We start from the raw sequence: 23,347 nt of genomic DNA on the forward strand, positions 1-23,347 counted from the left end.
AATTAAAACCAAAAAAAATGAATGAAACTTCCGAAAGCTGGTTAGCTGCTTGCAAAGTCGAAGATGCCGTTGAGAATGGCGGCGTCTGTATAAAACATGGTGACGATCAAATTGCGCTCTTTTATTTTACAAGGAGAAACGAATGGTATGCCACACAAAACGAATGTCCACATAAAAAGGAAATGGCACTTAGTCGCGGTATGATTGGGTCTTCTACTGATGAACCCAAAGTGGCTTGCCCATTCCACAAGAAAACATTTTCGTTAAATACTGGTGAATGTTTAAATGGAGATGAGTGTGCAATTAAGGTCTATCCTGTAAAAATAGAAGATGGTACGGTGTATATCAGTACGATAGCGAAATTTTAAATTAATTATTATGATATTTGATACTACAACTAAACCACTTGAAAAACTAAACATATTTTCGCTGAAGGGTGTTCAAATGAAAACCTTCCACATTACTTGGCTTACTTTCTTCTTTTGCTTTTTTGCCTGGTTTGGAATGGCACCGTTAATGAAGATAGCCAGAGAGCAGTTACACCTTACTAAAGATCAGGTGGGTAACATCCAAATTGCATCTGTATCTGCAACAATAATTGCGCGGCTACTTATTGGCAGATTGGTAGATAAATTTGGCCCTAAAATTATATATACATGGCTTTTGGTGATATGTGCGATTCCTGTACTACTTATTGGCACGAGTAATTCTTACACCTCTTTTTTGCTCTTCAGATTGGCTATAGGGGTAATTGGTGCTTCATTCGTCATCACCCAGTTCCATACTTCCATCATGTTTGCTCCAAATATTAAAGGAACTGCTAATGCTGCCGCAGGTGGATTTGGAAATGCAGGAGGGGGTGCAGCAAATGTTTTTATGCCATTAATTGCAGCGGGACTTACATCTTTAGGTCTTTGTAGCACTGAAGATAGCTGGCGCTATGCGATGATTTTTCCTGGGTTGATGCTGTTGCTTTGTGCCTTTCTATATTATCGTTACACTTTGGATAGTCCGCAAGGCGATTTTAAAAACATAAAAGATAGTAATGAAATAAAAATTAAAAATACATTTCTTTTGGCTGCAAAAGACTACCGTACCTGGATTCTAACTGTTGCTTATGCAGCATGTTTTGGAGTAGAGATAACAGTAGATAATTTTGCTCCTATATTCTTTACAGATTCATTTGGTGCAAGCATAGCTATAGCAGGTTTAGTAGCAGGAATTTTTGGCTGGATTAGTGTTTTTGCAAGACCATTTGGTGGGATTGTTGCTGATAAGATTGGTAAAACCTGGGGCTTTGATGGAAAGACACTTCTGTTGTCTATTTTATTGCTAATTGAAGGAGTTGGCCTAATATGGTTTGCTAAATCTGGTAATATTGGGATGTCCATTTTCATGATGTTTATTTTCGGACTAAGTTTAAAAATGGCAAATGGCGCTACCTATAGCCTCGTTCCTTTTATTAACCCTTTAGCAGTGGGCAGTGTTGCAGGTATTGTGGGTGCGGGTGGCAATATTGGTGCTATGCTTATTGCCTTTATGTTTAAGGCTAAAGCAGCTCATTCGTCTAAAGATATAATGGAGGATGGTATACTAATTCACAAGGAACTTATAGATTATACCTTAGCCTTTACATATCTTGGGTTTATCATCCTGGCAATAGGTATATGCGTATTAATCTTCAGAACCATTATGGCACAGAAGAGGTCAAAAATTGAAGAACTTATTTTTACTTCAGGAAATTAGCAGACCCAATTAAATGATAATTCTATCATAAAACATTTACGTCTTGGAAGAAGGAAAGAACAATAAAACAAAGAATACCACAACCTGCTGCTATTGCGGCGTAGGCTGTGGTATTGTAGTAAACAAAGATGTTCAGGGGAGAATCACCGTTGAAGGAGATCATTCACATCCGGTAAATAAGGGTATGCTATGTAGTAAAGGTATGAACTTGCACTACACTGCAAATGATAAAGGTGATAGGCTGCTTTATCCTCAAATGCGTTATAATAAAAGTATGCCGCTTCAAAGGGTTAGTTGGGATACTGCTCTGGAAAGAACTGCTGCAGTTTTTAAGGCATTGATTAATAAACATGGGCCTGATAGTGTTGCATTTTATGCTAGCGGTCAATGTTTAACGGAAGAATATTATGTTGTTAATAAACTTGTTAAGGGCTTTATTGGTAGCAACAATATAGATACCAATAGTCGTTTGTGCATGAGCAGTGCGGTTGTAGGTTATAAAATGAGCTTAGGAGAGGACACTGTCCCAATTAGTTATGATGACATTGAAATTGCCGATTGTATTTTTGTTGCAGGTGGAAATCCCGCATGGTGTCATCCTATTTTATGGCGTCGTGTAGAAGCTGCAAAGCAAAATAATCCTAACCTCAAAATAATTGTTAGCGATCCACGAAGGACACAAACCTGCGCATTAGCAGATGTGCATTTGCAGCTCAATCCTGGGACTGATATTACCCTCCATCATGCAATTGGAAGATGTTTAATTGAACTTGGAAATATTGATCAAAATTTCATTAACCAAAACACTAATGGGTTCGAGGAATATCGTTCAAAAGTGTTTGATACATCATTAGCAGAAGCTGCTTTAATTTGCGGTGTAGACGAAGGTTATATTCGGCTAGCAGCTTCTTATATAGGTAATGCTAAAGGTTTTATCACCATGTGGACAATGGGGCTCAATCAAAGTGTAATTGGTACAAACAAAAATCTCTCTTTAATTAACCTAAACCTAATTACTGGACAGATCGGGAAACCTGGAAGTGGCCCTTTTTCGCTTACTGGACAGCCAAATGCCATGGGAGGCAGGGAGGTTGGAGGATTGAGTAATTTGCTGCCTGCTCATCGTAATTTGAAAAATGAAGTTCATAGAAATGAAGTAGAGCAGTTTTGGAATATACCTTTAGGAAGCATTCAGCCCAAACCAGGCTTAACTGCTACAGAAATGTTTGACGAACTGAATACTGGAAAGCTTAAGGCAATCTGGATTCTATGTACAAATCCATTGATTAGCTTGCCAGACGTTAGAACTGCGGAAGCTGGGCTTAAAATGGCAAAGTTTGTTGTTGTTCAGGACATCAGTAATAAACTGGAGACGATCAGTTATGCAGATGTTGTTTTGCCGGCTGCTGCCTGGGCAGAAAAAGAAGGAACAATGACCAACGCAGGTAGGTATATTAGCCACCTTAATAAAATAATTGATGCACCCGGAGAAGCTCTTGCCGATACAGAGATCATTTGCCGTTTTGCGAAGAAAATGGGATATAAGGGCTTTGATTTCAAAGATTCCTCTGAAATTTATGACGAACACGCCGCACTTACAGCTGGAACCAATATTGATATAAGTGGGTTGAACTATAAAATACTTAAGGAAAAAAAAGCTGTTCAGTGGCCTTATCCCAAAGGTGATACAGGATTTGGAACGGCAAGGTTATTTACTGATCAACAGTTTTACACCGAAGACAAAAAAGCAAATATTCTATCTTTCAACGCAGAAAACCAGTCTGAATCTTTAACGCCAGACCATCCACTTATTTTAACAACTGGTAGGATTAGAGACCAATGGCATACCAGAAGTAAGACTGGTAAGGTAAATAAGCTAAATCAGCATATTAGCGAGTCATTTTTAGAGATTAATCCTTATGATGCGCACTTAAGGAATATTAAAAACGATGATCTTGTTGAAGTATTAAATCTGCGTGGAAATGTAAGAGTAAAGGCAAAATTATCAGAAGATATCAAAATAGGTGTCGTTTTTATGCCTATGCATTGGGGTAAAATTCTTAAAAGTGATCTAAACCGTGTAAATAACTTAACCAATAATCTAATCGATCCCCTTAGCAAAGAGCCAGATTTTAAGTTTAGTGCGGTTGAAGTAAAATTGTACAAAAAGGGCAGGCAAAAAATTATTGTTATCGGGGCTGGTGCAGGTGCCTGTGGTTTCGTTAAAAGCTTCAGGTCGCTAAATAGCGAAGATGAAATAGAAATATTTAGCAAGGAGTCCTATCCGTTTTATAATCGCGTATTGCTTCCAGATTATATTATTGGCACTTTACCCTGGGATAGCCTGATTAAAATGAGCGATGACGAAGAAACGGAATATCGCATTAAATTACATCGTGGAACCGGGATAGAAAAGATTAATAAAACTGGTAAAACCGTTGTAGACAGCAATGGTAGTATTCATCGATACGATATACTTGTTCTGGCCACTGGAAGCAGGGCATTTATGCTTAAAGACCTGCCAGATTTAAAAGGTATATTTACGATGCGTAGTCGCAACGATGCAGATAATTTTAAAAAGCATACTGTAAGTGCAAATGGAAAAGTGGCGATAGTTGGCGGTGGACTATTGGGCATTGAACTTGCTTCTGCTCTTACAGAAAAAGGTGTCAAAGTGGTTATCATTCAGCGAATTTCCAGATTAATGGGACGTCAACTAGATTCGCTTGGAAGCCAATTACTACATGAAGAACTGATTAGTAAGGGTATTGAAATTTTCTACAATGATGAAGTAGATAGGGTAATGGGTGATAAAGATTTGTCGGGAATAAGATTAAAGAGTGGTTCGCTAATTAGTTGCGAAACATTAGTTATTGCAATAGGTACTGTTCCCAATATAGAATTAATAAAAGATGCTGGAATAAATTGCAAAAGAGGAGTAGTGGTAGATGATTACTTGAGGACGAGTGAAAAAGATGTTTATGCCATTGGAGAAATTGCAGAATTTAACGGTCAGATGTACGGAATTACAGCGGCAGCTGAACAGCAGGCCGAAACCGTTGCCAGGTTTATATGCGGTGACATTGCTAAATTTTATCAAGGGAGTTTGTTGATGAATATTTTGAAAATGCACAGTTTAGCACTTTGTTCTTTAGGGTTGGCAGAAACACCTGCAAATGACCCAACCTACGAGGAAATTGTTTTTATAGACCGGGCCAAGCGTTACTATAAAAAATGTATTGTACATAATGACAGATTAGTTGGCGCAATACTTATTGGCGATAAAACCGAGTTTTTAGAATTCAGAAGTTTGATTGAGAACAAAATGGAGTTAAGCGAAAAGCGGCTTCAGCTATTACGTAGTGGAAAAGCAACTGAACCTCTAATTGGGAAAACAGTTTGTAGCTGTAATAATGTAGGGGAGGGGAATATCATTAATAAAATAAACGAAGGATGTAAAGATCATTTGCAGCTTTGTCAATTAACTGGTGCAGGTATGGGTTGTGGAAGCTGCAGACCAGAAGTTAAAGCGATTCTTGATACCTTTATAAATGTTATGAAAGTGGACATTGCGCTTGAAGTAGCAGTGTAATCAACAAAGTATATAATCATGGTTAATATAAAACTCACGCCTTCAGAATTTAAAGACCTAAAGGGAATTGAATATTTTAAGTTCGAAGAGGATTTCATAGAAGAAAACGTTAGATGTATACCAATGATAGTTCGTTTTAAAATGGATATTGCAGGTATCAAGCTAAAGCTTGCAGAATGGTCACGCTTCTATTGCGACGAAAGAATTGAACTAGCGCTACTTCCAATAGCTACAAAAGTTCAGATTCTTAATTATCGTGAATATTTGCAGAACCTAATTGCAGGCCATACAGGAAAGCCAGGAACTGAACTGAAAGTAGAGAGCCACCCAGATTGGGCAAACCTGATTCGTATTCCGCAAACACTAAGGGAGAAATCTGCAGAATTAAACATAAGGATCAATTTGGCGCAATGGCAAAGTTTAACCAATATTCAGAGGTTTGCACTTTTAAAATTATGTAGACCTGGTCACGAGAATAAAAATTTCCCCGTTGCAGTAGCAGAATTTGGCCTAATAACATTATAAAATGGATCAAACCATCATTATTAATTTTCCAGGAGGAATCATTTCACCAGGTATGCTAAACGATATTCTTTTAGCTGCCACAAAGGCGAAAACTCTATTTGTTCGTTTCGGGCTTCGGCAGCAGTTACTGATAGATGCAGCTAACTATAATATTAGCACACTAGAAATAGAACTAGAAAAGTTGGGTGTGGCGTATGAAGTAGGAGAGGATAATTACCCAAATATTATTAGTTCTTATCCAGCAGAAGAAATATTTGCACGTAAAAGCTGGCTAACAGAAGGGGTTTATAAGGATATACTGGACTACATAGATTTCAAGCCTCGGATTAAAGTAAACATTTGCGACAGTGATCAAAGCTTTGCGCCCATGCTTACTGGTAATATCAACTGGGTAGCTTCGGCACAGGCTGAACATTATTGGCATTTAATTGTAAGGTTTCCAAAAACTAATGTAACGTGCGAATGGAAACAGCTTTGCTATACAAATCACATTGCTAAAGTGACTAAGGAATTAGAACGTATCATACTTAGTGATAAAATGCAGTTTATTGGTAACGAGCAGGCACAGGGCGAAGACCTATTTAATCTGCTAGAAACCGAAAATCTAGTTTTAAAAGTAGCAGAACACGAGGTGTCCTTATCTACGTTTAATTTGCCGTATTACGAGGGTTTAAATAAGTATAATAACAATAAATATTGGCTGGGAGTTTATCGGAGAGATGAATTGTTTAGTGTTGCATTTTTAAAGCGACTGTGTCAACTCTGTTTAGATACTAAACTTGGACAGCTTTGCTGTACCTCATGGAAAACCATCATTGTAAAGGGTATAGAAGAAGTAGACAAAAAAAAATGGAATGTATTGCTGGAAGAGTTTGGACTAAACATGCGACACGCTGCAAATGAGTTGAACTTTCAAGTTGAAGACAACTGTACAGACGGACTGGCTTTGAAAACATTTCTGGTAAAGCACCTTAGTATTGATGATACTAGAACCTTCGGTATTTGTTTTGGAATTAAGACCCGAAGAAAAAGTGAGGTTTTCAGTAACATCCTCATTCGTAAACATTACCTGGTTAACCTGTATTGGTTTAGAATGCTACCAGTTTACGATATATTGTGCGCGAGAAATTTTAATCCTAACGAAAGAACCGGCGAAATTTACAGCAAGAATAATCCACGCTCGTTGCTGCCAGAGCAATTAAGCCGCGCGATCCATAAATTTCATAAACACAGAATAAGCAATCTTGAAACTAACAAACAAAAATTATGGCCAGCCAAGCAGGAAAGCCCTGAGCCATCAGATACTTTTGTTTATCAGTGCAAGAGTTGCTTTACTGTTTACAATGAATCTCTTGGAGAACCTGCGCAAGGTATTGAGCCGGGCACCTTATTTAAAAATTTGGAAGAAACCTTCTGCTGTTCAGTTTGCGAAAGTGATAAGTCTAATTTTATGAAAATTGATCAGGCTTCTTTACAGCTTTTATAAACCATTTATTTCAGCATGAGCGTTAAAGTTCTTGAACAAATGGTAATCTGCTTCGTTAACTTCAATTTCATTAACATTCAGATTTTCAAGTATAAATTTCATGCTTTGTTTCGCTAGTCCCTTTGTTTGCATGGTATGTAGAATTTTCTCCAGACCCTTTCCTGTATATATTCCACATAAAGGTTCTTGTTGACCATCCTTAGTAAAAATGTAAGCTTCAAAAGAGGGGGATGCATTAAATGTATTTATAAGTACTTCCAATAACCTGCTTTCCATATTCAACATATCGCAAGCTAGTATCAATAAATCAGATAATGGTTCGGATATATGGGCTGATAACAGACCTAATAAAGGGCCTTTTATTTCGAGAGATGTATGATCAATAACTAGCTTTTCATCACTAAAATAACCAGCATATAACGCTATCTGGGTGGGATTTACAGAGAATTTTACAGGAATATTAAACTCGGTAATTTTATCTGCTGCTATCTTTGCCCAAAGTTTGTCCAGATGACTCAGCGTTCCCTTGTCACTACCCATTCGCAGGCTTTGTCCTCCACATAATACAATACCAAGCATATTATTTATTACTCAAATTAATAAGTCCCTCTTCATCAAGAATTCCGATCGCTTTATCTTTTACCACGATAAGCTTATCAAGAAGTAGCTCATTCATTGTTCTAAAAACCGTTTCATAAGTAGCACCTGTATAAGCTGCAAGATCCTGCCTGCTTAAAGTTAAATTCAAATAACCATCTTCATTAAGCCCAAACTGATTTTTAAGGCCCAAAATGGCATTTGCTAGTCTGCCTTTAACAGACATCAATGCCAGATCTCTCATTTTTTTTTCTGAAGTATGAAGTTCATCTGCATAAAACATCAATAAGGCGTACGCAAACTCCTGGTTTACTTTAACCGTAGTTTTAAAAAATTCTATATCAACAAAACAGAAACTGGTGGTTTCTAAAGCAGTTGCAGATATTGGATAAATAGACGTGTTACTAGTAATTCCCCGATGGCCAAAAATAGCCCCTTTGTTAGCGAAACGTAGTATAAGTTCCTTGTCGCCCCATTGCTTGTGAACTTTAACATTCCCCGATGTAACAAAATAAACGCCACTTACCGGATCTCCCTCTTTTATAATAACCTCTCCCTTTTTGGCAATAAAATTTTGCTTATTGCTAGCAATTGCAGGATGCCATTCCTTAAGTGAGAGTTTGCACATAAAGCATGTTTGAAGATCGCAACTGGTATTTTTTTTCATCTTTAATTTGAACTATATTAATAAAATTAAAATTTGATGATCAAGGCTCAAATCTAAGCTAACAAATATAAAAAATTATGAGCTTAAGGAAGCTAACGGAAATACGAATTTGAATGATTTAATCATTCACTTTTGCTATCTTTGGAATAAGTACTCTTACACATACTTTAACGCAACCAAAATCCTTTTGCATGAGACTACCACGCGATCTTTCGAAATTAAAGCGCTATCTTATTTCTGAAATCCCAATTGGGGCAAAAATTGTTAACCTCGGCGTACTGCTAGAAAAAGAGGAACAACCTACTCAATATAGACTTGTTATAGATCGTATGGACGAAAAACAAGTAGTAAAATTTAACAAAAAGACTGTTTTGATAACTAAATAGTTATCCCTTTGGGTTGGGCTTACCCTTACCTGTTGTAATCAGATTGTAAAGGCTTGTATTTATATAATCTGTCCAGGCGTTTCTGCAAATCTCAAAGCATTCGTATTCTGGAACTAAACCAATGTGCGTAAAATGCAAAAGTGTTTTTCCATCTTTTTCAGCTATTTCAAAACTGAGTTTTGTACCTATCCACTCTGACTTATCAAGCGTAAAATTGAAGTTATTTTTAGTAACTAGCCAAACCACCTTTTTATTGGGTATAAGCTCTACCATTTTCATTGTACAGGAATGAACGTCTTTATAGTGGTAGTTAAATTCAGCGTTAAGTTGATCAGTTGGACCTTCTATCTCTTCCGACCACCATCCCCGCATATTGGTAACAGCATTAAATACCTCTTTTGAGCTTTTATCTACAGAAAATGACGTATGGTAATCCTTTACTTTTTCAGTCTTTTCCTTCACTTCTTTGTCCAGTACATTAGGATTACCCTTACCTGTAGTAATTAAAGGAATTAAACTGTTTTGCAAAAATTGAGACCAGCCATTTGTACAATCTTTGTAGCATTCAATTTGAGGAGTTAATCCTTCATGCGTAAAGCGTATCTGTGTTTTGTTACCCACTTTGGCAATTTCAAAAATGACCTTTGTACCCGTCCATTCAGTTTTGTTTTTTAAAAAGCTTAAATGGCTAACGGTAATTAGCCAAACTATCTTCTTGTCTGGCAATACTTCTACCAACTTCTGCTTAGAGTAATGTACATCGCCAAACCTAACCTCAAACTCGTCGTTAAGTTTCTTAGAGTGACCTTTGAAATCTTCAGACCACCAGGCAGTCACGTCATTAATTGCGTTAAATACTTCAGTTGGTGTTTGATCTACCAAAAAGGTAGTTGTAAAATCAGATGTGCTCATGGCTATATTTTTATTTTGGTTAAGGGGTGTAGATACAAGCATAAAAACGGGGATTATTAAGTAGAGGTATGATTTTATCATCAGATTGATATAAGTGTAAGCGTATAATAAAGATCATATAAATAAATTATCTATTAGGGTGTAAAATGGACATTGTAGTGGGTTGATTTGGACATTAGCATTGTTTACCTTTATCAAAAAAAACCATGAAACACCTTACTATATTGGCACCAAATGGCGAAAATAATTTAAGTAGTATCGTAGGAGCCTATAAAATACTTACGCGTGCTAACGATTATTGGAAAGCCGGCGGCAAACCATCTATATTTAAAGTTCAGGTTGCTGGAACGGTTGCTGAAGTAGGGTTTCACAACAATTTTTTTTCTGTAAAACCTCATACTACTATCGATAACATAGCGAAGACCGATCTGATCATTATTCCTTCACTAAACCACAACTATGACCAGGCAGTTAGGGAAAATGAACAGTTGATCCAATGGATTAAGCAGCAATACAAGAATGGGGCAGAGGTGGCAAGTGTATGTACAGGTGCATATTTGCTGGCATCAACTGGTTTGCTTGATGGTAAAAGCTGTTCTACACATTGGATAGCGGCAGATAACTTTAGACAATGTTTTCCAAAAGTAAACTTACAGGAAGGTAAATTGATAACTGATGAAAATGGGATCTATACCAATGGAGGAGCGTACTCGTTCCTAAATTTAATGATCTACCTTGTAGAAAAGTATTATGACAGACAAACTGCCATCTATTGCTCAAAAGTTTTCCAAATTGAGATGGACAGACAAAGTCAGCAGGAATTTATCATATTTAAGGGGCAGAAACAGCACGCAGATGATATGGTAAAGGAAGCACAAAAGTATATTGAGAGCAACCTTCATCAAAAAATAGCAATAGATTTCCTATCTGCTAAATTTGCGGTAGGCAGGCGAAATTTCGACAGGAGGTTTATCAAAGCTACAGGAAATACACCGTTGGAGTATTTACAGCGCGTTAAAATAGAATGGGCAAAGCGTGCTTTTGAAATCAACCGTAAAACGGTTAACGAAGTAATGTACGAAGTAGGGTATTCTGATGTCAAAGCCTTCCGCGAGGTATTTAGGAAGGTTACAGGTATCAGTCCGCTGGAATACAAAAACAAATACAACAAAAATCTCTAGGTTCCGCCTTCACCGGCAGATTCATTTTAGTCTAACGCAATTTCATGATACATGGACTGTTAGCATTGAGTAGGGATATTTTCTAATTAAAAGACCTCCTAAATTCCAATGGCGATAGATTAGTTTTTGTCTTGAACAATTTACTAAAAGACTGTGGATGTTCAAATCCCAACTCATAAGCAACTTCGCCAACAGATAAGCTAGTTGTAGATAACCTTTCTTTTGCCCTTTCAATAAGCTTGTCGTGTATGTGCTGTTGCGCATTTTGCCCCGTTAAAGACCGGAGCATATCACTTAAATAACTCGGTGATATATTCAGTTGATCCGAAAGATAATGAACTGTGGGAATTCCCTTGTTTAATGACTTTTGTTCTGTAAAATATCCATCTAAAAGTTCCTCCAGCTTTACTAATAAGTCGTTGCTTACCGCCTTTCGGGTAATGAACTGGCGTTTGTAAAACCGGTTTGCATAATTGAGCAATAATTCAATCTGGGCAATGACCACATCCTGACTAAAATCATCTATCCTGCTGTTCAACTCGGCTTCAATTAACCTAAAAATGGAAAATATAGTGGCTTTTTCTTCATCTGAAAGATGCAAAGTTTCATTTGCCGAATAGGAAAAGAACCCATATTGCCTAATTTTCTTAGCTAAAGAGTAACCAGAAAAGAAATCTGGATGGATAAGCAGGGTATATTCTGAACAAACACTACCATCATTATCATTACTACCAATTAATTGCCCTGGAGAGGCAAATAGCAAGCCGCCCTCATCAAAATCATAATAACTCTGGCCGTACTTTAACTTACCGCTTAGTTTTGGCTTATAGGATATCTTATAAAAGCTGAGTATATGGCTTTTAAGCATGGCACCTGGTCCAACTGGATCGATAGCACCGTTGATAAGACCTATTAAAGGATGCTTAGGCTTTGGTAAACCCATGGAAAGATGAGCGGCTGTTAGCGAATCGAACTTATGTGGTGCAGATTCTTCTTGTTTCATATTTAGGGATTTATGGAAAGATAACCGATAAGACTTTAAATATCGGCTATCTTTATTCACTTATCAATACTATTACTTTGGCTGAATTACTTTGATTCGCCCTGCGCAGCGTTAGATACGGGTTCCCACTCTTCCCAAACGGCTATTCTTTCGTTGTAAGCGGTACGTACCGACGGTAAGCAATGGCTGCCTAAAAAGAACCTTAATGGTGGGTTGTCTGAATCTACTACACTGAATATTGCATCAGGAGTTGCATTAGGATCACCTCTTTCCATAGTTTTTAAACTGTCTACAAATTGAGCTTTATAATCTGTATAAATATCCAGTCCGGCAGCAAATTTTAACGATTCCTGACTACCAAATTCTGTGGCATAAGCGCCCGGTTCTATAATGGTCACTTTAATGCCAAAAGCCTTAACCTCTGCAGCTAAACTTTCGTGAATTGCCTCAAAAGCCCATTTTGAAGAACAGTAATAACCGATAACGGGAAGGGTTACATGGCCAAGGTTGCTCGACGTACCTAATATATGACCGCCTCCTTGTTTTCTAAGCAGGGGTAGGGCTGCCTGAATAACCGCAACGGGACCAATTACATTTGTTTCATAAAGTGCGCGAATGTCTTCAGCATTGGCTTCCTCAACAGTACCAACAAGAGAATAACCTGCATTGTTTAGTACGATATCTAATCGGCCAAAATGTGCATGAGCCTGCTCAACCGTTGCTTTAACCTGTTCCGGATTGGTCACATCCAGCTCCAAAGTGAGCACATTATCACCGTACTTTTCCTTTAAACCTGCTATACTTTCCAGTTTACGAGCTGTAGCGGCAACCTTATCGCCACGCTTAAGTGCGGCCTCGGCCCATATGCTACCAAAGCCACGGGAGGCACCCGTAATAAACCACACTTTATTGGTTTCGCCGTTAGCTGATTTTGCTACGGAAGCTGAAGTTTCATTTTGATTTGACATGATCTTATGTTTTAAATTATCAACACCACAAAGATCAGTTCCAGGGTAAGGGGCAATGTAGTCTAAATGAGGAATTTTGTAGGCTAACCGAGAATTACATATCCAGCATTATAGCGTTTGATCAATGCCTTAAAATTGGCCACTTTCCTGACTTCTACTAATTGATTTCCGAAAATATCAAGTGCAGATGATATTTTTACTAAAATCGCACCTGAATCATCTTTGGTGCCTTAAAATCGATGAAAATATATATTGAAAATAAGTAAATAATGTGGTAACAAAGCACTTTATTTGATATCAAAATCGGGCTTGATCAATGGTTTTTCAAGCTATAAAAGATAAATAATACAATTATGGAAACGCTTATTTTAAATTACTGGTGGGTCTTAGTGGCACTGTTGTGTGCAGGTTTATACAAATATATTTTAAGGTTCTTTTTCGGAATGATCATCGTTCCGGAAGATAGAATTGGACTGGTAACAAAAAAGTTTGTACTAGTCGGGGCTGGTCGGGAATTACCTGACGGAAGGATTATTGCCATTAGAGGAGAAGCTGGATTTCAAGGAAAGTCGCTTGCCCCTGGTTTGTACTTTAAGATGTGGTTTTGGCAGTATGCGGTTACCATGGAAGAATTTACTATTATTCCAGAAGGTAAAATTGGACTGATCATGGCTAAAGATGGTGCTGAAATACCTACTGGTAATATTCTGGGCCAGCGGGTAGATTGTGACAATTATCAAGATGCAGTTACATTTCTTGAAAATGGTGGACAACGTGGCCGCCAAACTTCATACATCACCTCTGGATCTTACCGGATCAATACACTGTTGTTCCAGGTTTCCGTTACTGAAATGGTGCGTATCCAGGAAAGTATGGTGGGTATAGTTACAACGCTTGATGGTTTACCCATTGAACTTAACCAGATTGCAGGATCGCTAATTGAAGGACACAACAATTTTCAAGACTTCGACATGTTTATTAAACGAGGAGGAAACCGCGGATTGCAACCACAGGTAATTCTGGCTGGTTCGTACAATCTAAATCCCTGGGCCATTCAACTGGAACAAATTCCTATGACAGAAATTCCTATAGGTTTCGTAGGTGTGGTAATTTCATACATCGGCAACGATGGAAATGATTTGACTGGAGTTGATTTTAAACATGGCAACATTGTAGCCAAAGGTTCAAAAGGAGTATGGCTGGAGCCACTTGGTCCTGGCAAATACCCCATCAATAAATATATCATGAAAGTGGAACTGGTTCCAACTACTAACCTGGTATTGAACTGGGCATCTGCCCGAAGTGAAGCCCATAATCTGGATAAGAATCTGTGCACCATTACTGTACGTTCAAAGGATGGTTTTCCATTTAATCTGGATGTGTCACAAATTATCCATGTACCTACTACAGAAGCGCCTAAAGTTATTGCGCGCTTTGGTAACATGGTTAATCTGGTATCGCAAGTATTGGAGCCTACAATTGGTAACTATTTCCGCAATTCGGCACAGGATAGTGATGTAATTGCATTCCTAAGTACCCGTAAAGAGCGTCAGGAATCTGCAAAAGAACACATCCGTAAGGTGTTGGATGAGTATAATGTGAATGCGGTGGATACACTTATAGGAGATATTGTGCCGCCAGAGTCGCTAATGAAAACGCTAACCGACCGGAAACTTGCTGAGGAGCAGAAAGTAACTTACAATACCCAGAAACAAGCACAGGAGACCCGTCAGGGTATGGAGAAAGAAACCGCTATAGCTGATATGCAAAAGGACATTGTGAAAGCACAACAAAGTGTAGAGATAGCAGAGCGGACTGCCAGTGCCACGGTTAAAAAAGCTGAAGGGGATGCTGCCGGTGTAAAACTTGCTGTTGGCGCAGAGGCTGAAGCTACAAAGATGCGTGCCCATGCAGAAGCTGAAGCTACCAAAGCCCGTGCGCAGGCAGATTCTGAATCCATTAAGCTGAGGGCATCAGCAGAGGCTGAGCAAATTTCTTTGACAGGTAGCGCAGAAGCGGGTAAAATTTTAGCAGTGGGTAAATCTACTGCTCAAGCGTATGAACTTGCCGTTAAAGCACTTGGTGGAGAGAATTTTACCCGTTACAAGATTACGGAGGAATTGTCTAAAGGCAATGTGAAGTTAATCCCTGATGTGCTAATTGGAGGCACTGGAGGTTCAGCGATGGATGGGTTATTAGGCATCCGGCTAATGGAATTAATGGATCCTGAAAAGCGAAAGGAAATTGTAACGGTTACTGAAATCAATCCAAGCTAAAAGAGGATTGTAGAAATTTTGAAGTTCAAAGACCCCGGCATAACGCTGGGGTCTTTTAATATGAATATATCTATGGTATTTTTGGCTGTAACATTTGGTAATTGATCGTATCTAACCCGGCATAAATAAATACTAAAATTGAATTTGCGCTTTATCTGATAAATATCTACTTCTACACTTAGACTATACTAAAACCATACTTAGACCATACTTCTCCACAAAACGGGTACCTTTTTGTGGAGAAGTATGGTCTAAGTATCGAAGATGTTCCGAAGCAGTTCCTGAACTCTGTTATCGTTGTACCCTTTAACGGCATTTAGTTTTCCCCTTTTAACAGAGACTTAAAGGTGGGATTTTAAGATGTTGATAATCTTGTCTTTGTACCTTTTTTATGTCATATGACGTACAAAAAACAGTCAAATGATGTACCAAGTGATGTCATATGACCTTTTTTAGTACATCAACATTGGGTAAATTTGTATTATACAACGCGATGTTAGCAAGCAGTGATGCATGTGAAAAAGTTCTTTGAAATTATTTTTGTTTAATAGTTTTCTCCTGTGCTCCACGAGGAATAGTTAGTTTCTTAATAAACTTAAAATCTGATATTTAATTGAATAATCTGAAACTAACGACTTGATTTATGCGTAAATAACGATGCAATAAAACGCTGAATTATTATTGTAAGGTTTTATATTATTTAACGACTAAACGGTTATGAGCAAATTAAGATTATTAATAATACCATTTATGGCATTGGCATTGAATGCTTGCAGCCAAAATAATAAAGCCGATGGAGGTTCCAAAATGGCTGAACAAAAAAAGGAGTCAAAATATCCAATGGCAAAATCTAAAGATTATTGGAAAAAAGCACTTTCAAATAATACTTATGAAATTATGGTAAACAGCGGAACAGAACCACCATTCCATAATCCTTATTGGAACAACCACAAAAAAGGTGTCTATGTAAGTGCGGCTACAGGTAAACCTCTGTTCACTTCAGATACTAAATTTGAATCTGGTACTGGCTGGCCAAGTTTCTTCAAGCCTATTGACGAAAAAGCCATAAAGGTTGTTAGCGATAATTCTGGCGGTATGGTTAGAAATGAAGTAGTAGAGGCATCAACAGGTTTACATTTGGGACATGTTTTTGATGATGGCCCTAAACCAACAGGCTTACGTTACTGCATGAATTCTTACGCATTAAAATTTATACCATCTAAATAAAATAAAAGATCATGAAAATCAACAAAATATGGATGTTAACTGCATTGTTTTTTACTTCCTATGCAAACGGACAAACGTCAAAACAGGATCTTGCATTTGCCAATTTACCTGTGCCTAAAGCAAATGAAAAGGTAGCAACTTTTGCGGGTGGTTGTTTCTGGAGCTTGTCTGAAGGATTAAGCGAACTTAATGGCGTAACCAAAGTTGTGGCTGGTTATGCTGGTGGGACAGTTAAAAATCCAACTTATCAAGAAGTCTCTTCTGATAATACCGGTCATGCAGAATCTGTTCAAGTTTATTATGATTCAAAAGTTATTAGTTATGCAAGTTTGGCCGAGGCATTTTTCTATGCACACGATCCAACAACGTTAAACAGGCAAGGGCCTGATGAGGGTAAAGATTATCGGTCAATTGCATTTTATCGTACCCCCGAAGAAGAAAAGATACTAAAGACAGCTATTGCGAGGGTAAATGCAACCCATCATTATGGGAATCCAATTGTTACGCAGGTCTTGCCTTTTAAAGTGATTTATGCTGCAGAAAACTACCATCAGGGCTATTATAAATCGCATCCAGGAAGTTCATATATCAAAAATGTATCTGGTCCGAAGGTAATGAAACTTCGTAATCATATGAATGCCTATTTAAAACCTGAATTTAAGCATTAAGGGTGATTCGGTGGGTACTTTATGTACATTTGTACATTAATTCATAATACTCCCTAACCATTCTGGCTGATTCAAATTCTGGATTGACATCAGCTGCTGCTTGTTTGAGGATGTTAAACCATTTTTTATGATTGGTATAGTACATGGGTAACACCGTTTTCTCTAATTTGTCCATTAGGTTGCTGTTTTCAATGCTATCAGTTTGACCTTCAGACTGAACAAGCATTGAAGGCTGGATCAGAAAGCAGTTTTCGCCTTCCTTGGCGAACTCTGGTACCCAACCATCTGGCATTGATAAATTAATGGCACCATTCATAGCGGCTGTCATTCCGCTCGTACCTGACGCTTCATGATACATTCTTGGGTTATTAAGCCATACATCAGCACCCTTTTTTAAGCAAGCCGATAATTCCAATTCATAACCGGTCAAAACTGCACAATTGGCTAATGCTTTAACTTTAGTAATGATCTGGTTGAAAAGCGCAATACCTTCATAATCTTCAGGATATGGTTTTCCTGCCCAGATGATTTGTATGGGATATTGGGTGCTATTACTCAGTTTTAGAAACCTTTCCCAATTCCGCATAATTATATCGGCACGCTTATAGCCAGCAAATCGCCTTGCCCAAACAATGGTTAGTATTTTTTCGTCAAAAAGTTTGCCGCATTGGTTGGCTACTATTTTGAAAAGCTGTTTTTTAAGGTTTGTTTTACGGGTTTTAAAAGCTAATTCATTGTTTCTAGCAATAGTTTGGTCTATTATTTCATCTACCCAATAATTTTTATTCTGCGCATTGGTGATTGATATGATCTCACATATACCCTGCTGCCCGGTCCACATATTTCTGGCCACCTCAGCGTGTAGTTTAGAAACACCGTTTGCCTTATGGGCAAATTTTAAAGCAGCCAGAGTATAGTTAAAATTACCGACTTCCATGCCTAAAAGTAACCGAACTTCCTGCTGGTTAAGGTGATAGAAGAAGGACATCTCATTGAGCAGGTCAAAGCTATGTTCTTCATTACCTGCTTTTTCAGGTGTATGGGTGGTAAATACCACACGTTTTCTTACTTCTGCAAGTGTTTTGTACTTCTCGTAAAGATAAAAATTTAATGCTACCCCATGACCTTCATTCAAATGATAGATATCAGGTGTAAGATTCAGCTCATCCAGTAACATTGCGCCCCCTATGCCTAGAACGATGCTTTGTGCAATACGTGTGGCTTCATTTGGGTCATAAAGACAATGGGTTATTGACCTCGACAATTCATCGTTTTCAGGAATATCAGTGCTTAGCAAATAAATTGGTGCAGAGCCGAAAGTATCTGGTTTAAGAAGGAAAGCCCGCAGATGAACAGGTGAATTGTGTACCTGTACAGTCAGCAGCACACCAGAGTCCTGCAGAAATGAGTAATTCTTTTCGATAAAATTAGGTTTCATCAACCCATTTCTATCCCTTTCTTGATCGTAGTAACCGTACTTCCACAATATTCCTATGCCAATTAAATTTTGCTTCAAATCAAATGCGCTACGCAAATGTGATCCTGATAAAAACCCTAGCCCTCCGCTATAAATTTTTAGGGACTGATCAATTGCATACTCCATTGAAAAATAGGCAACAGGTAACGAATATTCGCTATTGGGCTCATATCCGAATATATCTTTTCTGGTAATGCTCATGGATCAAACGTAAACTTTTAATTCGTTATCGCTATTGACGATGGGCATTTGGTTAAGTGATTTTCATCATTTGGCCGTTCTCTTTGGATATTGATTCAGATAATAACTGTCGGGTTGTTGTATAACTGAAATGGCATTCCCAAATTTGTATTTATAGTCAATCTCAAATCCTTAAACCAAGGTGTTTTAGGACAAGACACGCTCTTACAATCCTCTTAAACGGCTCTTATATGGATAGCATAGAAATAGGACTTTGAAAGAAGGTATTATGCGCAACGCTTTATTCATTTTCTTCTCTTTTTTTAATTACAAAAGACCTTAATGAGAAAAAAGATTAATATAATGAAAAAACAATTGCCTTAGTTTGTAATAAGTCATTTTTTTTTGTAAATCACAAGTGTTTCTGGTTAACCTGGAATACGAATACTCAATAGCTATTTATCGTCTGAAAAGATTGATTATGATTATACTATGAATTAGAATATGAAAACAATAAGCAAGTTCAATACTATCCAACCGCTATTTTTAATATCATTATTGTTTTTTTGGAGCGTTTTTTTCAGTTTAAATTGTAGTGCTCAATCATTTGATCAAAAAGGATTACAAGGAACTTATTTTAATCGGGCTGGTTTTAAAGATTCTGTTTTCATGCGCCGTGATACCACTATAAATTTTAATTGGGTTAATCAAAGTCCTGATAAAAGAATAAGTGGGAATAATTTTTCGGTTAAATGGTTAGGCTATATTATCCCTGATTATTCTGGGCCTTACACCTTTGAAATAGAAACACTTGGCGACTATAAGTTATGGGTAAATGACAGCCTAATTATCAATCATTCGATGCTGTCTTCTTCAGCAAAGTCATCCGGAACCATTAGTCTGACTAAAGGAGTTCAGTATCGATTTAGAACACATTTGTCAACTACCAAAGAGACAGTTTGTAAACTCGCATGGCAAAATAAAAGTCAAACATATCAAATTATTCCTTCCACTGCATTCATACCTGAAGGTGCAGAGTTGCCACCGATTCGTGTAATGACTGATGTTATTGGTCGCGACCCAGAAGTTACAGTAGGTCCTGACGGTGTTTACTATATGGTACATACAAGTTGCTATCTCGATGGGGCTATTTCCCATAAGAATGCCTGGGATCATAATGATGGTTTGCATCTTTGGAAATCTACTGATCTTAAAAATTGGACGCATGTTGGCTTAGTTTGGAGTATTGAAAAAAATGGCACCTGGGAAAAAGCATATGATGAGAAAGGCAGGCGGCCACTCTGGGCTCCTGAAATTCATTATATCAATAAAATGAAAAATTGGTATATGGTTTATAGCATGGGCACATTTGCACCACAAGGAATAAGAACAGGTTTAATTAAAAGCATTTCTGGCAGACCAGAAGGTCCCTATACAAAAGTAACTGATGGCCCAATAACTGAAGGAATTGATGGGTCACTGTTTGAAGAAAACGATAAGGTTTATTTTCTTAGAAATCATTGTCTCATTGCTTTAATGAATGATAGCATGACAGGCTTTGCAGAACCTTTTCGAGATTTAAAGACTTTTGATGGAAAAACCGTAGGCTTTGAAGGTTCAGGAATGCTTAAGTTAAATAATAAATATTATTTGTACTCTGCAAAGGGGAACGAAGATATGGGTAAATATACTTATGATTTAAATATTGCAGTAGCCGACAATATTTATGGCCCATACACCAACAGTTGGCTTGCATTGCGGCACGGTGGACATAGCAGCTTGTTTAAAGATAAACGTGGTCAAATCTGGGGAACTATGTTTGGCTCAGATGATATTTCAAACATTTATATAACGCCGACCCTAGTGAAGTTTCAATTAGAGAATGGAGGTAGAGTTTTGCCTGTTAGAGGCAATGCAAGAGCAAAAGTTATTTTGCCTTCCCAGGAAGTTAAAAGTGTGGAATGGAAATATTCTTTTAACAAGCCCTTGGCGGGATGGGATCAAATTTCTTTTGATGATACGTCATGGAAAAGTGGACAAAGTGGCTTTGGGAAGGCTGGTAATACAGCTTGGATTTCGGATGAAATATGGCTTCGTAAGAAAATAAATTTTGGACATCTTTCTTCTGCAGAATTAGAGAATTTAGTGCTAAGTGTAAACCATAACAGCAATGTCGAAATATACATCAATGGGGTAGAGGCTTGTGGCATGGAGGGGTTTAATAAATACTCGTTGCAAAAAATAAATGATGCGGCTAAACGAGCCATTAAAAATAATCGACCAAATGTTATCGCAATTCATTGCCACAAAGATGGTATTGATCAATTTGTTGATGCAGGATTAGTTACGTGGACTAGTTATTAAAATATTCAAAAAAGGACATAACTCATTTTTTAATTACTATGAAAATAAAATTTGTATTTGCAATACTCCTATCATTTATAGTGCTTCAAAGTTACGCACAACAGGAAAATCCTGCCCAAGAATATGCTAAATTGAAAGCTAAATTGGCTTCAGGTTGGAATACCTGGAATACACGGAGTGTTTTATCACACGTTATTTTACCAGCTGGATTAGCATTAAATCTTGAATTGAAAGATGGTAAGTCGGGTGATATTTTAAGAGAATCACTAATAGGCCGCAGAGGTAAAAATGTAGAAACAATTAGGCCGGGACTTCATAGTTTTAATGGCTCTTACACAGAATTAACAATCGAATGGAAAGGAGTTAAATTAAAAATAGAAAGTGCAGCAAGTGGGAACGACCAAGTAATTTTAATTACTCCTTTGAATAAAAATAAATCAAACCTAATGATTATTCGTCCTGAAATGCTTTGGGGTAGAAAAGGAAAAATAGTTAAAACGACCGAGGGTTTTGCTGCTAAAATACCTTCTGGTAATTTTAAAATTTTTAGTAACAGCATTGTGATGGCTAGCCATAAAGATTCCCTTTATCAAGAAGTTAATCTTGGTAAAGCTGTGGGTATAAGTATTGGTAAAAAACAAACTGTTGATCAGATTAAAGCAAACATCGCGCATGCGAGGAATAGTTTGTTACTAACTTATAAGAAGTATGCAAGTGACGAGGAATTGTACAAACCAATGCAAAACGTATTGGCATGGGATGTAATTTATGAACCTACACATGATAGGGTGATCGCCCCTGTAAGTCGCATCTGGAGCGTAGACGCTAAGGGCTGGGTAATATTTGACTGGGATACTTATTTCGCCTCTTGGATGTTTGCTTTAGATAATAAAAACTTGGCTTATGCGAATGCCATTGCCATCACTGATGAAATAACTGACAGTGGCTTTATTCCCAATTACGCCGCTGGGCTTGGTAAAACAAATGATCGTTCTCAGCCACCAGTGGGTTCCATAGTCATAAAAGAAATTTATAAAAAGTACAAAGAAAAATGGTTGCTGGAATATGTGTTTGATAAATTGCTTTCCTGGAATAGATGGTGGCCTAAAAAAAGAGATGTGGATGGATATTTGGTTTGGGGATCAGATCTTGTGAACAAAGATGCTCCAAAATGGGAATCAGGAATGGATAACTCTACCATGTATGATAATGCGCCATATGACAGTACTACTAAACTTCAAAAGTTAGCTGATGTAGGTTTGATGAGCACGTATATAGCAGATTGCCAGGCGCTATCTGATATTGCAAAAGAACTGAACAAGCCTGATATTGTTTTAGAACTAGACCTTCGTGCAGAAAAATATACTAAATCGCTTAAAACTTTATGGAGCGATCCTTTCGGGTTGTTTTTAAATAAAAATCTAGAAACCGGAAAATTCAGTTACCTTCTATCACCAACGCTGTTTTACCCGATGCTTGCTAAAGTAGCTTCACAACAGCAGGCGCAAAGAATGATGGCCGAACATTTTTATAATCCGCAGGAATTTTGGGGTAAATGGATCTTACCATCTTCGCCGCGAAATGATACGGCTTACAAAGACAATACCTATTGGCGCGGAAGAATATGGGCACCGTTGAATTTTTTGGTTTATTTGGGCATCAGAAATTACAACCTACCTCAGGCAAGGAAAGACATTATAAGCAAATCGAAAGAATTATTTTTAAAATCATGGTCGAGCAACCGGTACATTTACGAAAATTACAATGCAGAAACCGGCGAAGGGGATGATGTTCCAAACAGTGATAAGTTTTATCATTGGGGGGCGTTGCTGGGTTTTATGTCTTTTGTGGAAGACGGCTATATGGGTAATCCGCTTCAACCTTTAAATCAAAAATAACAGCGTGGATATATTTCCGTAAATAGATTACAGCATTGAGAACCAATCAGGTAAGTACAGGATAGCTATTTGGAACATCCGAACTATATTGGAAAAAAATTCTTAATAAAGTATATCCATTAATCTCAAAATTTTTAAAATGAAGCCATCGTTTGTTTTCAGGGTTATTCTCCTACTAATAATTCCATTATCTA

18 protein-coding genes are annotated in these 23,347 nt (G+C 37.6%); 12 read left to right on the plus strand and 6 right to left on the minus strand.

The annotated features are described in order from the left end of the window. Positions 1-17 precede the first annotated feature (17 nt). Genes nirD through ACVWYN_RS15740 form a run of 5 tightly spaced genes read left to right on the plus strand, consistent with a single transcriptional unit; the run spans position 18 to position 7,349 of the window. Positions 18-368, plus strand: coding sequence for a nitrite reductase small subunit NirD (gene nirD, locus ACVWYN_RS15720; RefSeq protein ID WP_457289830.1), 351 nt, complete (start codon positions 18-20; stop codon positions 366-368). A 10-nt stretch (positions 369-378) separates the two neighbouring features. Then, complete coding sequence (locus tag ACVWYN_RS15725; RefSeq protein ID WP_457289831.1) at positions 379-1,746, plus strand: MFS transporter; 1,368 nt, start codon at positions 379-381, stop codon at positions 1,744-1,746. Positions 1,747-1,789: 43 nt separating this feature from the next. Next, complete coding sequence (locus tag ACVWYN_RS15730) at positions 1,790-5,338, plus strand: molybdopterin-dependent oxidoreductase (protein ID WP_457289832.1); 3,549 nt, start codon at positions 1,790-1,792, stop codon at positions 5,336-5,338. 18 nt (positions 5,339-5,356) lie between these two features. Further along, the gene (locus tag ACVWYN_RS15735) at positions 5,357-5,863 is read left to right on the plus strand and encodes a nitrate reductase associated protein (RefSeq protein WP_457289833.1); all 507 of its coding nucleotides are present in this window, start codon (positions 5,357-5,359) and stop codon (positions 5,861-5,863) included. Between the two features lies 1 nt (position 5,864). Continuing rightward, on the plus strand, positions 5,865-7,349 hold the full coding sequence (locus tag ACVWYN_RS15740) for a rubredoxin (RefSeq protein ID WP_457289834.1): 1,485 nt from the start codon (positions 5,865-5,867) through the stop codon (positions 7,347-7,349). On the opposite strand, the gene ACVWYN_RS15745 is transcribed toward ACVWYN_RS15740, so the two are convergent. Both ACVWYN_RS15745 and ACVWYN_RS15750 read right to left on the minus strand, forming a co-directional pair. After that, a complete protein-coding gene (locus ACVWYN_RS15745; RefSeq protein ID WP_457289835.1) occupies positions 7,344-7,928 on the minus strand; it encodes a molybdenum cofactor guanylyltransferase in 585 nt (194 codons plus the stop codon). The genes ACVWYN_RS15740 and ACVWYN_RS15745 overlap by 6 nt on opposite strands. A 1-nt stretch (position 7,929) precedes the next feature. Next, positions 7,930-8,574 (minus strand): Crp/Fnr family transcriptional regulator, encoded by a 645-nt coding sequence (locus tag ACVWYN_RS15750; protein ID WP_457289836.1) that lies wholly within the window; start codon positions 8,572-8,574, stop codon positions 7,930-7,932. Between the two features lie 230 nt (positions 8,575-8,804). Between ACVWYN_RS15750 and ACVWYN_RS15755 the strand changes: the two genes are divergently transcribed. Further along, positions 8,805-8,999 carry a hypothetical protein gene (locus ACVWYN_RS15755; protein ID WP_457289837.1) on the plus strand — a complete coding sequence of 65 codons (195 nt, stop codon included), beginning with the start codon at positions 8,805-8,807 and terminating at the stop codon, positions 8,997-8,999. On the opposite strand, the gene ACVWYN_RS15760 is transcribed toward ACVWYN_RS15755, so the two are convergent. Beyond that, positions 9,000-9,911, minus strand: coding sequence for an SRPBCC family protein (locus ACVWYN_RS15760; protein WP_457289838.1), 912 nt, complete (start codon positions 9,909-9,911; stop codon positions 9,000-9,002). A gap of 206 nt (positions 9,912-10,117) precedes the next feature. On the opposite strand from ACVWYN_RS15760, the gene ACVWYN_RS15765 reads away from it, so the two are divergent. Next, a complete protein-coding gene (locus ACVWYN_RS15765) occupies positions 10,118-11,092 on the plus strand; it encodes a GlxA family transcriptional regulator (RefSeq protein ID WP_457289839.1) in 975 nt (324 codons plus the stop codon). Between the two features lie 82 nt (positions 11,093-11,174). Here ACVWYN_RS15765 and ACVWYN_RS15770 read toward each other — a convergent pair whose 3' ends face one another. Together ACVWYN_RS15770 and ACVWYN_RS15775 are read right to left on the minus strand one after the other, a co-directional pair. After that, positions 11,175-12,095 carry a helix-turn-helix domain-containing protein gene (locus ACVWYN_RS15770; protein WP_457289840.1) on the minus strand — a complete coding sequence of 307 codons (921 nt, stop codon included), beginning with the start codon at positions 12,093-12,095 and terminating at the stop codon, positions 11,175-11,177. Positions 12,096-12,181: 86 nt separating this feature from the next. After that, complete coding sequence (locus tag ACVWYN_RS15775; protein ID WP_457289841.1) at positions 12,182-13,063, minus strand: SDR family NAD(P)-dependent oxidoreductase; 882 nt, start codon at positions 13,061-13,063, stop codon at positions 12,182-12,184. Between the two features lie 353 nt (positions 13,064-13,416). Here ACVWYN_RS15775 and ACVWYN_RS15780 point away from each other — a divergent pair, with 353 nt between their 5' ends. From ACVWYN_RS15780 to msrA, 3 genes are all read left to right on the plus strand, one after another. Then, complete coding sequence (locus tag ACVWYN_RS15780; protein WP_457289842.1) at positions 13,417-15,339, plus strand: SPFH domain-containing protein; 1,923 nt, start codon at positions 13,417-13,419, stop codon at positions 15,337-15,339. 717 nt (positions 15,340-16,056) lie between these two features. Continuing rightward, a complete protein-coding gene (msrB, locus tag ACVWYN_RS15785) occupies positions 16,057-16,566 on the plus strand; it encodes a peptide-methionine (R)-S-oxide reductase MsrB (RefSeq protein ID WP_457289843.1) in 510 nt (169 codons plus the stop codon). 11 nt (positions 16,567-16,577) lie between these two features. Next, positions 16,578-17,234 carry a peptide-methionine (S)-S-oxide reductase MsrA gene (msrA, locus tag ACVWYN_RS15790; RefSeq protein WP_457289844.1) on the plus strand — a complete coding sequence of 219 codons (657 nt, stop codon included), beginning with the start codon at positions 16,578-16,580 and terminating at the stop codon, positions 17,232-17,234. Positions 17,235-17,253: 19 nt separating this feature from the next. Here msrA and glgP read toward each other — a convergent pair whose 3' ends face one another. Continuing rightward, positions 17,254-18,912: an alpha-glucan family phosphorylase gene (gene glgP / locus ACVWYN_RS15795; RefSeq protein ID WP_457289845.1), complete on the minus strand. Its 1,659-nt coding sequence runs from the start codon at positions 18,910-18,912 to the stop codon at positions 17,254-17,256. Between the two features lie 483 nt (positions 18,913-19,395). On the opposite strand from glgP, the gene ACVWYN_RS15800 reads away from it, so the two are divergent. Both ACVWYN_RS15800 and ACVWYN_RS15805 read left to right on the plus strand, forming a co-directional pair. Continuing rightward, on the plus strand, positions 19,396-21,255 hold the full coding sequence (locus ACVWYN_RS15800) for a family 43 glycosylhydrolase (protein ID WP_457289846.1): 1,860 nt from the start codon (positions 19,396-19,398) through the stop codon (positions 21,253-21,255). A gap of 38 nt (positions 21,256-21,293) precedes the next feature. Next, positions 21,294-23,153, plus strand: a complete 1,860-nt coding sequence (locus ACVWYN_RS15805; RefSeq protein ID WP_457289847.1) for an MGH1-like glycoside hydrolase domain-containing protein — start codon at positions 21,294-21,296, stop codon at positions 23,151-23,153. The last annotated feature ends 194 nt before the right edge of the window (positions 23,154-23,347 follow it).

This window comes from Pedobacter sp. UYP24 (assembly GCF_054057295.1).

Excerpts from the sequence above, each read along its gene's own strand:
- nirD (WP_457289830.1), top strand. The coding sequence starts at position 18 with ATGAATGAAACTTCCGAAAGCTGGTTAGCTGCTTGCAAAGTCGAAGAT.
- ACVWYN_RS15725 (WP_457289831.1), top strand. The coding sequence starts at position 379 with ATGATATTTGATACTACAACTAAACCACTTGAAAAACTAAACATATTT.
- ACVWYN_RS15735 (WP_457289833.1), top strand. The coding sequence starts at position 5,357 with ATGGTTAATATAAAACTCACGCCTTCAGAATTTAAAGACCTAAAGGGA.
- ACVWYN_RS15740 (WP_457289834.1), top strand. The coding sequence starts at position 5,865 with ATGGATCAAACCATCATTATTAATTTTCCAGGAGGAATCATTTCACCA.
- ACVWYN_RS15745 (WP_457289835.1), bottom strand. The coding sequence starts at position 7,928 with ATGCTTGGTATTGTATTATGTGGAGGACAAAGCCTGCGAATGGGTAGT.
- ACVWYN_RS15750 (WP_457289836.1), bottom strand. The coding sequence starts at position 8,574 with ATGTGCAAACTCTCACTTAAGGAATGGCATCCTGCAATTGCTAGCAAT.
- ACVWYN_RS15755 (WP_457289837.1), top strand. The coding sequence starts at position 8,805 with ATGAGACTACCACGCGATCTTTCGAAATTAAAGCGCTATCTTATTTCT.
- ACVWYN_RS15760 (WP_457289838.1), bottom strand. The coding sequence starts at position 9,911 with ATGAGCACATCTGATTTTACAACTACCTTTTTGGTAGATCAAACACCA.
- ACVWYN_RS15765 (WP_457289839.1), top strand. The coding sequence starts at position 10,118 with ATGAAACACCTTACTATATTGGCACCAAATGGCGAAAATAATTTAAGT.
- ACVWYN_RS15770 (WP_457289840.1), bottom strand. The coding sequence starts at position 12,095 with ATGAAACAAGAAGAATCTGCACCACATAAGTTCGATTCGCTAACAGCC.
- ACVWYN_RS15775 (WP_457289841.1), bottom strand. The coding sequence starts at position 13,063 with ATGTCAAATCAAAATGAAACTTCAGCTTCCGTAGCAAAATCAGCTAAC.
- ACVWYN_RS15780 (WP_457289842.1), top strand. The coding sequence starts at position 13,417 with ATGGAAACGCTTATTTTAAATTACTGGTGGGTCTTAGTGGCACTGTTG.
- msrB (WP_457289843.1), top strand. The coding sequence starts at position 16,057 with ATGAGCAAATTAAGATTATTAATAATACCATTTATGGCATTGGCATTG.
- msrA (WP_457289844.1), top strand. The coding sequence starts at position 16,578 with ATGAAAATCAACAAAATATGGATGTTAACTGCATTGTTTTTTACTTCC.
- glgP (WP_457289845.1), bottom strand. The coding sequence starts at position 18,912 with ATGAGCATTACCAGAAAAGATATATTCGGATATGAGCCCAATAGCGAA.
- ACVWYN_RS15800 (WP_457289846.1), top strand. The coding sequence starts at position 19,396 with ATGAAAACAATAAGCAAGTTCAATACTATCCAACCGCTATTTTTAATA.
- ACVWYN_RS15805 (WP_457289847.1), top strand. The coding sequence starts at position 21,294 with ATGAAAATAAAATTTGTATTTGCAATACTCCTATCATTTATAGTGCTT.